The 12,775-nt window shown below is 39.7% G+C and carries 9 protein-coding genes; 1 reads left to right on the top strand and 8 read right to left on the bottom strand.

The window, feature by feature from the left end; all coding sequences use genetic code 11:
* Positions 1 to 73 precede the first annotated feature (73 nt).
* Positions 74 to 1,423 (top strand): amino acid permease, encoded by a 1,350-nt coding sequence (locus JJ692_RS04955; RefSeq protein WP_024423593.1) that lies wholly within the window; start codon positions 74 to 76, stop codon positions 1,421 to 1,423.
* 45 nt (positions 1,424 to 1,468) lie between these two features.
* On the opposite strand, the gene JJ692_RS04960 is transcribed toward JJ692_RS04955, so the two are convergent.
* The 8 genes from JJ692_RS04960 to JJ692_RS04995 form a co-directional block, all read right to left on the bottom strand.
* Positions 1,469 to 2,461 (bottom strand): glycosyltransferase family 2 protein, encoded by a 993-nt coding sequence (locus JJ692_RS04960; RefSeq protein ID WP_024423592.1) that lies wholly within the window; start codon positions 2,459 to 2,461, stop codon positions 1,469 to 1,471.
* Between the two features lie 31 nt (positions 2,462 to 2,492).
* A complete protein-coding gene (locus JJ692_RS04965; protein ID WP_206534287.1) occupies positions 2,493 to 4,607 on the bottom strand; it encodes an ArnT family glycosyltransferase in 2,115 nt (704 codons plus the stop codon).
* A gap of 205 nt (positions 4,608 to 4,812) precedes the next feature.
* Positions 4,813 to 6,228, bottom strand: a complete 1,416-nt coding sequence (locus JJ692_RS04970) for a HAMP domain-containing sensor histidine kinase (RefSeq protein ID WP_198456585.1) — start codon at positions 6,226 to 6,228, stop codon at positions 4,813 to 4,815.
* Positions 6,225 to 6,911 (bottom strand): response regulator transcription factor, encoded by a 687-nt coding sequence (locus JJ692_RS04975; protein WP_198456584.1) that lies wholly within the window; start codon positions 6,909 to 6,911, stop codon positions 6,225 to 6,227. The genes JJ692_RS04970 and JJ692_RS04975 overlap by 4 nt, the downstream gene beginning before the upstream one ends.
* The gene (locus JJ692_RS04980) at positions 6,908 to 7,891 is read right to left on the bottom strand and encodes a YncE family protein (RefSeq protein WP_151039852.1); all 984 of its coding nucleotides are present in this window, start codon (positions 7,889 to 7,891) and stop codon (positions 6,908 to 6,910) included. The genes JJ692_RS04975 and JJ692_RS04980 overlap by 4 nt, the downstream gene beginning before the upstream one ends.
* Before the next feature lie 272 nt (positions 7,892 to 8,163).
* The gene (locus JJ692_RS04985) at positions 8,164 to 9,498 is read right to left on the bottom strand and encodes an MFS transporter (RefSeq protein ID WP_206534288.1); all 1,335 of its coding nucleotides are present in this window, start codon (positions 9,496 to 9,498) and stop codon (positions 8,164 to 8,166) included.
* A 40-nt stretch (positions 9,499 to 9,538) separates the two neighbouring features.
* Complete coding sequence (locus JJ692_RS04990) at positions 9,539 to 10,111, bottom strand: TetR/AcrR family transcriptional regulator (RefSeq protein ID WP_151039854.1); 573 nt, start codon at positions 10,109 to 10,111, stop codon at positions 9,539 to 9,541.
* Between the two features lie 91 nt (positions 10,112 to 10,202).
* Positions 10,203 to 12,734 carry a PEP/pyruvate-binding domain-containing protein gene (locus JJ692_RS04995; protein ID WP_206534289.1) on the bottom strand — a complete coding sequence of 844 codons (2,532 nt, stop codon included), beginning with the start codon at positions 12,732 to 12,734 and terminating at the stop codon, positions 10,203 to 10,205.
* Positions 12,735 to 12,775: the final 41 nt, after the last annotated feature.

Consider the following 12,775-nt stretch of genomic DNA (forward strand, 5'->3'; position numbering starts at 1 on the left):
GAGATGACTGGCCTTTTTATATGCTTTTATCCTATATTTGTCTGAAGATTCAAATTTAAAGGAGCTATAGAAAATGGAAAAGGAACATGTGCAGTTAAAACGAACAATGACGTCAAGGCATATTATGATGCTCGCACTTGGCGGAGCAATTGGTGCTGGTCTGTTTAAAGGAAGCAGCTCTGCTATTGATATCGCAGGTCCTGCTGTCATTTTGGCATATATGATTGGTGGTCTTATTTTATTATTTATTATGCAAGGACTTGCCGAAATGACGGTTGCACGACCTGGCGCAAGAACATTCCGTGATTTAATTGAACCGGTGTTAGGCAAATATCCGGCTTATTTCTTAGACTGGATATACTGGAAAATGTGGGTGCTGAACATTGCAGCAGAAGCAATCGTATCTGCAATCTTTATTCAGTACTGGTTCCCACAAGTGCCGATTTGGATACTTGTGTTAATCATTTCACTTGTTGTGACATTGATCAATGTTTGTTCTGTTAAAATGTTTGCTGAGACGGAGTACTGGTTAGCTTCTATTAAAATTGCTGTCATTCTTTTATTTATTATCATTGGGTTAACCATGTTGTTTGTCTCATTTGGTCAGCATGCAGCACCGGGATTATCCAACTTAACCGACCACGGAGGATTTTTCCCGAATGGAACAGGCGGCTTAATTGCGGCCATGCTTGTTGTGGTGTATTCATATGGCGGGACTGAAATGATCGGGGTCACATTAGCAGAAACAAAAAACCCTGAAAAAGTCATCCCAAAGGCCATCCAAAGTACATTTGTACGAATCATCGGCTTCTATGTACTGCCGTTCTTCATCATCGTCAGCTTGATTCCTTGGAATCAAGTAAACAATGAGCAAGTGAGTCCATTCGTCACCGTGTTTGCAACGATTGGCGTGCCATATGCAAGTGACATCATGAACGGTATCATTTTACTAGCGATCTTGTCTTCTATGAACTCTGGGCTGTACGCATCCTCAAGGGTACTTTATACGCAAGCGATGGATGGGCGTGTATGGAAGGGCTTCTCAAAGCTATCAAAACAGCAGGTGCCTGTTAGAGCGATCCTAGTGTGTACATCTACATTGTATGCCGCTGTATTGATTTCTCTTTTTGTAGGAAGTCAAACCTTTAATTATTTAATGGGATCTTTAAGCTATACGGTCTTATTCATCTGGTTTATTATTGCTGTCGGGCATTTAAAATCTCGAAGTGTAACAGAACCAGGAGGATATCGCGTGAAGCTGTATCCTTTCACAACATGGTTTTCTGTGATTGCGATCATTGCCATTTTCATCGGCGTTGTGTCAACAACTCCAATTGTCCAAACGATGGTCACGATGGGCATTTATTTGATAATTACTCTTTCTTTCTTCATCAACAAAAAGCGGTTTGACACAGCCGCTTAATACAAAAAGCGTGCGGGACCTTTAAAGAGGTCTCACACGCTTTTTTTAATGCTGTTTGTATTGCTTGAAATGAACAGGGGGTTGAACAGGCTGGGGCTTTGACTGAAGCCCGTAGCTGTCTCTTACGATGTAAAGTGGTCGATCTTTTGCCTCGTCGTAAATTCGGCCGATGTATTCTCCAATCATTCCCAGCATAAAGAGGATGATGCCGCTAAAGAACAGCTGTATGACAATTAATGAACTCCATCCTGTAATGGTGCTGTTTGTAAAAAGCTTTAAGTAAAGTACAAGAAACATTGAAATGAATCCGATAGCGGAAAGGGCAATTCCTGCTATACTCGCTAGCTTCAAAGGTTTATAGGAAAAGGAAGTGATTCCATCCATCGAGAGCTTGAGCATCTTTTTGAGCGGGTATTTTGTTTCTCCTGCTAGACGTTCATCTCGAACGTACTCTACTGCAATTTGTTTGAAACCTACCCAGCTGACTAGGCCGCGAACAAATGGATTTTTTTCTCGTATTTTTCTCATTTCATGGCACACTCTACGATCCATTAACCTGAAGTCACCGGTGTCGATTGGGATATCTACTTCGGTGATTTGACGTAAAACGCGATAGAAAAGGGAAGCGGTTTGCTTTTTGAAAAAAGTTTCGCCTTTTCGTTTGGTGCGCACGGCGTATACGACTTCATAGCCTTCTTTCCATTTTGCGATCATCTCTAATATCAATTCAGGCGGATCTTGTAGGTCTGCATCTATCACGATGACCGCTTCTCCCTTTGCATAATCCATCCCAGCTGTAATGGCAATTTGGTGTCCGAAGTTACGTGAGAAATCAATGAGTCTTACATTCGGATCGTTTTGGGAATACCCTTTAATTAGTTCAGCTGTTCGATCCATACTACCGTCATTGACGAAGAGAAGCTCGTATGCTTCTCCCGTCGAATCCATGACTGTTTTCAGTCGCTGATAGGATTCATGGATCACAAGTTCTTCATTATAGACTGGGACTACAATAGAATATCGTATGTTGTTTTCCATCAGTCATCCTTCCTCCCTTTTAATAGATGAATTAATCAACGGATAGTTCATAAAGAGTGCCGCTCTCCATTCCGCCCATTCTTCCATTTGACCGATCATTTTGTTCTGATTGTTGGCTGTCTGTTTGCTGGTTCGTTTTGGATGTAGAGCTGTTCTGCCATTTAGAAGCAGATACTTCTTTGCCATTTTTTTGAATCCAAGTGAGAATGTCAGAGCTGCCGCCTCTCATACCAGAAAGATAGAAGTACTTGATTTTGCCGTCTTTGACGAGCTGTTTGAATTCACTAAGCGTGAGAATGTTATCAGATCCACTAAATCCACCTAATGCCATAACAGCTTTTCCTGTTTTAATAATGTAAGGTGAAGCAGTGGTTGCATCTGTTGTTCCGAATAGGAATTCTTCTCCCGTATTGTTTTTCTTAAGATAGCTGATCAGCTTTTCATTGACTTGTGAACTCATGCTGCCACTTGAAGTTGCAAGCTGAGGACCAGCCTCTGGAAGCATACTGTTTCCCCCATAAAGAAGAGGTGTGCTTGCCCAGTATAGTGGTGCAATCAGCATGCCAAGGATGGCGATGAGAGACACGAATTGTTTTAGTTTTTCTTTTCCTTTTATCAAAAGCAGAGAAAGGATTGTTCCAACACCAATGATACCGACTGCAATGCTTAGTCCAAGACCGATCGTGCTTGTAAAAGTAGATAGGATAAAGATTTCAAATGCGGTTGTGACGAATATCGCAATTGGAAGCAGCCATTTTTTAAACCCAATTCCTGTTTGGAACAATTGTGTCATAGAAACCCATCCGGCTCCTGCTAATACAGCAATTGGCGGTGCCAGCATGATCAAATAATAATGATGGAAAAATCCTGCTACACTGAAAAATGCAGCAACAGGTATAAGCCAAGCTAACCAAAATAGTGTTTCTTTTTGTTTTGTATTGAGACGTCTTCTTTCAAAGGCAGTCGAGCAGAAGATACCAATCGCACCGAAGATCGCAAATGGAAGCAGCCAGCTGATTTGATCGGACAGTTCAGATTGGAACAGACGTAACGGTCCCTTGGTTCCTGTACCAAACATGCCGGAGCCATTTCCCATTTTTCCGCCCCCGCCATTTGGCGGTCCATCACCATTACCGCCTGAAGGCATATCAGGTGGTGTTGTGCCGTTTGCATTGCTTGGTGGTCCTTGCGTTGAAGGCTGTTTCTGACTGGATGATTGGTTTGAATTGTCTGAGTTGTTTTGATTTCCATTAGATGGCGGCTGAGGCATGGTGGATGAATCATTGTCATTTTGCTGATCACCCTGCTGTGAAGGCGGCTGTCCCTCACCCTGATTTGTGCCGCCTCCCCCGCCAGACTGTTGACCAGTCAACCGCTGAAGACCGTTGTAACCAAAGGCTAATTCTAGTGCTGAGTTCGATTGACTAGATCCCATATAAGGACGATTGTCTTTGGAAGTGAGATCAACCGCTATAGACCAGGAAACAGATACACCTAAAAGAACAATCATTGAAATCATCAGTGATAACAATTTTTTCTTCCATGTCGTTCGGTAGGCAATGATGTAAAAAAGAATGAGTGCTGGTACGATCATATAGGCTTGCAGCATTTTTGTATTAAAGCCGACGCCAATCATCGCAAACGAAGCAATTGCCCAAAGCACCTTTTGCTGTTTTACAGCCTTGAACATCATTCCTGTTGCTAGTAAAAGTATAAAGACAAGTAAGCTGTCAATATTATTTGTACGAGATACAGCAACCGCAATAGGTGTACACGCCATGATAAGTGCCGCTAATCTCGCCGCTGCTTGACCAAAAGTTGGTTTGACAAGACGGTAGATCAGATAAACAGATCCAATGCCTGCTAAAGCTTGAGGCAAGATGACGCTCCATCCATGCAGACCAAAAATTTTGGCACTGATCGTTTGCAGCCAGAAGGTGAGCGGGGGTTTATCCACCGTGACATATCCTGCTGGATCAAATGAAGCAAAGAAGAAATTATGCCAGCTTTGCATCATACTTGTGACAGCCGCAGTATAATACGCATTCACCGTGTCATCTTCCCAAATGTTATAAATGTTTAAGATGGCAGATAAGATCAATATGAAAAATAAATAAATATCAAATTTCTGAAAACGTCTGATCAAAAGCAAGTCACTCCTTTTTTCACTTGAAAAAAGTGTAACAAGCAAATATGAATAAAATGTTAATAAAAAAGACCATTTTTTTTTTTTTTTAGAAATAAAAACAGCTCTTGGTGAAAAGAGCTGTTCAAGTTGTAGAAAATCCTATGGATGCTGAATTTATTGATAAAATAGTAATTCCAAATGATATTTTAAAATATGTGAGTAGCTATAGAGTAGGTGAGCTCTCATTGAACGAAGCATTGGGAAGTTGAATGATGGCTGTTGTACCAAAGCCAGGCTCAGATTGAATGCCGAATGTTCCATGATGTTTTTTGATGATTTGATAGACAATGGCTAGCCCAAGGCCAGAGCCGCCATCCTTTCTTGTTCGTGCTTTATTTACACGATAAAATCGCTCAGAAACATGTGGGAGATCTTCTTTTGGAATACCGCTGCCTTCGTCGGTCACTTTCAATTCAGCAACACCTTGGTGAACTTGTAAATCAATCGATATTGATTTTCCAGATGGTGTGTAATGAATGGCATTGTCCAGTAAATTACGTATCACTTGTTGGAGACGGTCGCTATCACCATAAACAATACAATCCTCTTCAAGCGTTCGTTTGAAAGTAATGCTTTTTTTGTCAGCGATGAATGCCATTTGATCAAGAACATCGTGGATCAGCTGTGCAAAAACGATTGGCTCCATCGTAAGTGGATAAGAGTCACCTTCTAACTGTGCAAGATCTAAAAGATCGTGCACTAGCCGGCTTAAACGTGTGGCCTCATCTTGAATGATTTGCATTCCTTTTTTTTGATCAATGATCCCTTCTTCAATTCCTTCTGCATAGCCTTTCATATAACTTAAAGGCGTTCTAAGTTCGTGAGAGACATTCGCAAGAAATTCCTTGCGGTGCTGTTCAACTTTTTCGAGGGTTGAAGACAGTTTATTAAAGGAGCGGCTAAGCTGGTTTAACTCATCTCCTTTTTTGGTTACGACCATTCGTTTTGAGAAATCACCAGATTCCATTTCCATTGCAATTTCTTTCATTTTATTAATTGTCTGCACTACTTTATTGGAGCTCTTATATCCGATCACGAATATCAGGAGCAGAATCATTAAGATGGATATGCCAAGCGTCAATCTAATTTGGACAAAGGGTTCATATACATCTGATAAGGGCATGGAGAGGAAAATAGTTCCCGATAGATCATCATTGCTTGAGAAAACAGGGATGGCGATGCCAAGAATATCTTGGTGAAACTTTGGGTGTTCTCTAATTAACACGACGGTTTCACCTTGAAGGAGCTTTTGGCGTTCCTTGAACGTAATGAGATTATCATTTGTGTCCGTATCAAAAGGAAGTCCACTTGAAAGCTCCATTGGATCATCTGTAAAAATAATGTTTGCCTGACTTGAGTCATTTGCCCATTTCATTCTGTCGGTAAAATACTTGTCTTTCCCATGTGTGTGATAGATTTCTGCCAGCTTCTTACCTTGCAAACTTAAGGAATCGATCTGTTTATCAATATATAAATGCTGGTATAAGTAAAAGGTAAGGGCAAGCGCTGAGGCTGCAACGATTCCGATCACTGCAAGGATTAAGAAGAGTACTTTCTTTTTAATCGATAATGGCTTCATTCTTCCTCCTCAAACTTATAGCCGACACCCCAAACGGTTTTAATATATCGTTCTGCTTCCTTTAATTTCAGTCGCAGCGTTTTAATATGTGTATCGACAGTTCTTAAAGAGCCGCTCGTTGAATGTGATTCCCACAATTTTTGATAAAGGTGTTCTCGTGAAAACACTTGTCCTTGGTTGAGCAAAAGAAATATGAGTAAATCAAATTCTCTTCTTGTTAAATTAACGGGCTGTTGATGGAGGTAAACTTGTCTGCCATCTTGATCAATCTCCATGTCACCAATCTGTATTCGGCTGCGCTTTAGCGAAAGACCTCTAATTCGTCTCAGAGTGGTTTCGATTCTTGCTGCAAGCTCACGCAGACTGAAAGGCTTCATGATGTAGTCATCCGCTCCAATTTCAAGTCCTCTAATTCGGTCCTCTTCATAACTCCTCGCTGTTAAAAATAAAATCGGTATTTGAGATGTTTGTCGAATACGCTGACAGACTTCAAATCCATCCATGTCAGGCATCATGATATCTAATACAACAAGATCAACAGATTCCTTTTCAAGCTGATGCAAGGCATCTTTTCCATTATTCGCAGTGATAATGTGAAAGCCATTTCTCTTTAAAAAAGACCCGATTAACTCAAGCATATCAAGCTCATCATCTACGATTAAAATACGCATTTGTTCCTTCATTTCTTTTCCTCCAACACGATAGCATAAGGTCCTGATGGGACATTCAGTTGATTTTTCATGATAAGTGAGTGTTTATCGATGATGGATACTGAGTTGTCATCCAAGTTACTCACATAAATTGATGTCGTATCAGCGGTGATATAATTCGGATTTTGACCAGTTTCAACAGAAGCAAGCTGTTTATTTGTTTTGGTATCTACTTTGTATAGCGTATGATCTCCATGACATAGTACATATAAAATAGAAGAATTTTTCTCTGGAAAAAATGCAACAGGCATAACGCCTAGCTTTATTTCTCGCTGTTTTTTTCCAGTTTTAGGGTCATAAGCAAAAATACTCTTATTTAAGGTGCCTTGTTTACCGTGGCCGCCGATCCAAATGGACTGTCCATCAAAATGAATCCCAGAAGGCCGTTCAAGTACAGAAAACGTACGTATATTTTTTTCCTTTTCAATATCTATGACGGAGACAGTATGACTTTCTGCATTTAAAACAAATAAAATACCTGATGAAGAAAGAGTCATAGAAGAAGGTAATTTTCCAGTTTTCACAGTCGATTTTATTTTTTTGCGCTCCGTATCAATAAAATAAACGACATTTTTCTGTGAGTTGGCAGCGATTAATGTATGAGAAGCTGCATCATATGTAAGGGAAGTCAGTCCTTTATCCACATTCATATAATCTGTTGCTGTACCGTGTTTTAGATTAATTTCGATAAGGGATTCTCCCTCTTTACTTGTAGCGATGATGACGTCTTTATTGATTTGAATAAGATCAGTGAGTGGGTGTTTTAAATCCACAGAAGAGAGCATTTTATTTTTTTGTATATCAACTATTGAAAAGGAGGCTTTTTTTAATTGAGAGATGACAGCGATGGATTGAGAGCTGCCTGGCGGCGTAAATTGCTGTTCTTTTCCACAGCCTGTCAGGAATAAAAGTAGAGCTGATAAACAGATCAAAACATATTTCACACGTTCCATTCTTCCGCTCCTTTGCGTTCTCTATTTTCAAAATCATACCACAAAAATTGTGAAAAAAAATTGAAGTTATCCATGCTGAAAGAATGGAAAAAAGCTTTTAGGTAAGTGAGGGAGACCATTTGTACCTGAAGTTCCTTTTTTGTCTGGACATATGCCATTTTTTCTTCTTTAAAAGATGATTTTCAGGATTTGATGGATGCACTCGCTATAGTTTACAGTGATACAAATGATGAAAACTCCCCGCTCTAACTAAACATAGAGCAAGGGAGTCATTAGGCGGAATGTTCAGATGATGGGGAGGTTGATTTGGTTTTTACACGTTGAGATAAAAGGAAACCAAGAATGCCTGCACCCATTAATACAATAAATAAAGATTGAAAACCACTCATGATCCCAATCAATGTAGACGAAATGATACTGCCAAAATATCGAAAGGTAGAGAAAATACCAGATGCTGAACCAGATAAGCTTTGATCAACAGACGTTAAAGAAGCCATCTGCATACTGGTCATTCCAATACCTGATGAAATTCCACCTGCGACAAGTGTCACGATAAGCAGTGGTAAGGTAGGGAACTGACTGAGTGTGATTAACATGATGCCTGATAAAGTGAGACAAAGAAATGAAAAGGCAATCATTTTTTTCGCGCCTTTTTTCGGATGGAGTCTTGCCCCTAACAAGCCGCTAATAGACATGCAAAGAGAAAATACTGATAGAATAATACCGCTTTGTGTATGAGAAAGTGCAAGTTGTTGTTCCATAAACAGCGGCATAATTAGAAGAATGGCATACATCACAAAATTACTTAGCATGATCGACAGGTTTGCGTTTGTAAATGAACTGTTTTTAAAAAGCGACAAATCGATAATCGGATTCTTTACTTTTCGTACATGTTTAAAGAATAAAGGAATGACGATCAACGCTAGAATTCCATAGATCAAGTGTTCATTTAGCAATTGGCTTTTAGTGCATAGAATGAGTGTGGCAATCCCGATGGTTAAGTATAGTGAACCAGTGATGTCTACATTTGCTTGTAAGCGTGTATGTTTTGTTTTTGGAATGAGTAATACGCCGGTAACAAGTGTAAGGAACAAGAATGGGATATTGACAAAGAATATAGAATGCCAATCAAAACTCTGAATAAGAATCGAACCAATAAAAGGTCCAAGTGCGGCACCAATACCGGCTCCAAACCCAAAATACCCCATTGTTTTAGACAGTTTTTCGGGGGATACTGTTGCACGAATTAATGCAATGCTATTCGGTGTTAAAATAGCACCGCCAGCTGCTTGAATGGAACGAAAAGTGATGAGAAAAGCTAGATTAGGAGCTAAAGCACATCCAATTGAGCCAATTAAAAAGAGCATGACCCCAATTAAATACATTCGCCTGTGTCCGTATATATCTCCTAACTTACCAGCGATAGGCTGAGTGACTGCCATGACAATAAGATAAATTGTGACAACCCAAGTGATGTTTGCAAGGGATTGATCATAATAAATTGATATGGATGATAGAGCGACAGCGATCATCGTTGAATTGACTGGAACTAGTATAGCTCCAAGTAACAAAGAATAGATGACGAAACTCTCTTTTTTTAACCTCAATGTGTATACCACCTTTTGTAAAAAAGAAGAATTCCACCCTTTAAGCGGGAGAAATTCCTCTCATGAAAATGTGTGTGCATGTTTCAATAAAATCTTCTTTTTGTGTGAGAACGAGTTGAAAATCTTGCTCTAGCTGCTGAATGAAAAATCCGAAATACGTACTAATGAAAATGTCTGCATAAATGTCTTCATTTCCTTTTAATACATGATGCTGGGCACCCATCTTTTTGAAATATTGTATGAGCATTTCTCTCAATTCTTGAGGATAAATCTTTTCGTGACTGGTTAAATCCTTATACATAGCCGGTTCTCGCATACTGATATAAATAAATTCTTTTTTGGAAGTCAAATCTTCAAGGAAATAGGTACCGAGAAACTTCAAATCGGTGTATAAATCGCCTTTGAATTCTGCTTCTAGGGTTTTTGTCGGTGTTGATTTCATTTTCATAATGGCAGCAATCACGCCGCGTTTGTTTTTAAAGTTGCGAAAAATAGTTGCTTCACTCACATTCGCTTTTGTCGCTATTTCTTTGGTTGTTGTTTTTTGATAGCCTTTTTCAGTTAATAAATCCATTGTTGCGCGAATGATTCGTTGATTTGTAGATTTTAACAAGCATACTCACCTCAGGTTATGAATGTGTTTTGCAACAAAGTAAGTATACCGATAAAACCTATGACCGCCAATATCATCCAAAATGATAAGTTTATGCACGCGAATGCTGTTTTAATATCTGAATGCGTCCATTGCTGCCATCTACTGTCACAAGGTCACCAGATTGAAGTGTTTCAGTTGCTATTCTAGTACCTAAGACAGCTGGCATCATATACTCTCTTGCGATAATAGCTGAATGAGATAAAATGCCTCCAGCATCGGTAATGACTGCTTTCGCATCTCTAAATAAGCTCGTCCATAAAGGTGTGGTCGTTTTACAAACTAAAATATCATCCTTTTGAAATTGTGAGAATTCGTCAGCACATGTAATGACTTTTACTCTTCCAGAAACAATACCGCTGGATGCGCCAATTCCATGGATCACATCGTGTGTGTTGTTTTCATTTTCTCTTAATGAACCAAGCATTCTTTCTACTTGCTGCAGTTCCGCTTCAGTTGGTGTACCAATGTAAGCCGGTGGTTGAATATCTTCATTTTCCTTCATTTCTATCTTTCTTTGCTGGATAACCGAATCAAATGAGATAGACGTTGTGAGCGCTTTTTGTACCTCATCATCGTAGAGATACCAAAGATCTTCCTGATGAGGAATAGATCCTTTTTGTACTAGAAGTTCACCAATTTTTAATAGATATACCCGGGCTTTTGCATCTAACATGGCATCAATATAGAAGTGGTGGTCATCTCGGATATTCGCTGCTCGAAGGGCAAATTGATACAGCGTCTCAAATTTTGTTTTAAACGATTCATCCTTCACTTGACTCATAAAATGTTTATATGTCTCTTGTCTTTTGATCACTGCTTTTGCAAATTCTTCATCAAAATCACAATGGCAATGGATGTTATTTCTGATGATATCTAATATAAACTCCGGGTTTTCTGCCCAAGTCTCATCTGTAAGGTCATGACTTTTAACAGATCGCCAGCCGTAAACTTGGAGAAAATCCTCCAATTTCGAAATGAAATGCCTTCCTTTTTCCGAGTGATTGAGTGCATGTAACAGCTCCGAGTTCTTTTCATGTTGAATAAATGCTTGATGAAGTTCTGGATCTTGAAGGACATCCTTTGCGATATCAGATAGCACCTTGTCTGTTTCAAGAGATTTGTTCATCACGCCTATCATCATTTCGTGCAGCAAGACGACTTGGGTTTGATCACCAGTATACGTTACAAGCATGTCTTCAATGATGGCTGATAGAATGACTTGTGGTATGACGATATCAAAATGATCATCATATGCTTGGATATAAAAATTCTTTAATTCTTCAAAACCAATGATGGCTTTTTCAATGGTTATAGGTTCATTCATTTGGCGATCGAGTTTTTCGTAAAATGGAAAGAAATTTTTCTCTAGAATCTCATACATCCGTTCACTTAAATGAGGAAATAACTCAAATATGCTTTCATCAAAAACGGGTGCAGCTCCTTCTTGCGCTTCTGGCAGATCCGGTGCTGAGTATAGGTGGCCTCTGTAAAGTTTAATATCTTTGATGTTCATATCAGGTACTTGATACTTTTCTCCATTTTTCTTCATCCCGCTTTTTAAGGCTGGTATGATTAGGCTTGAGAAAAGAGGGCTCGTTGGACCAGGCATATGATCATCCATTGAAATCCAGAAATCCTGCAGCTCTTCTGGCTTCATTTGAAAAGAAGCACCTGCTGTTTCATTTACTGCTTTTGGAAGAGCTGTAGTAATCGGCCTTGCTTGAAGTAGATAAAACGACCCATCTGCTATGCCAAATTCGATATCGACTCCATGTCCGTAAAGTTCTTCTACTTGTTTCGTGATTTGTGTGATTTCTTTCAATTGATCATCGTTCAGGCAAAATTGGCCAGCTAATTTCTCCGCCACTGGCTGTTCCATGACACCCTCTTGTAAAGGAACAATTTGCAGCTCTTTCGCCCCAAGTGTTTTTTCAATCAAAAAGTTTTCTTTATCTACAATAAACGTGTCTGGTGTCACAAGGCCGGAGACAATTGCTTCTCCTAAGCCGTAGCTTGCGGTCAGCATTATTTCATTTGTTTTCCCCGATACTGGATTCTCACTAAAGATGACACCGGAGACGTCAGAATGGATCAACCCTTGAACGACAACGGCCATGAGCGGCATCTCTTCCTCATTTTCATTCATCTCTTCCTTATATTCTGTGACTCTCGCTGCAAAATAAGAAGACCAGCATTCTTTGACTGCCTGTAAAAACTCTTCATTTGTTTTGATATTTAAATAGGTCTCGTACTGTCCTGCAAATGAGGCTCCTTCGAGATCTTCAGCAACAGAAGAGGATCGGACTGCAACTGAGGGATAAGTCTTCCGCAATGATTGAAAGGACGAAAGCAGCTCTGCTTCCATTTGTGAAGGGAACGATGCTTCCTTGATTTTTTGAGCAAGGTTTTGTTCTACTGGCTGCAGATTGTGATATGAAAGAAAGCTTGCAAAGCTGTTGGTTTTAATAATAAATCCATCTGGGACTGGCAGGCCGTGATTGTTTAATTTGATTAAATTTAGGCCTTTTGCCCCTGCGAGTGATGCGGATTCTTCAGCCGCATGAAATAAAACTGAATACATGGGAATGCCCCCTTATCCAAATAGCCAATGGTTTGTATGTC

The organism is Bacillus sp. 3a (assembly GCF_017161885.1).
GTDB lineage: Bacteria > Bacillota > Bacilli > Bacillales > Bacillaceae > Bacillus > Bacillus safensis.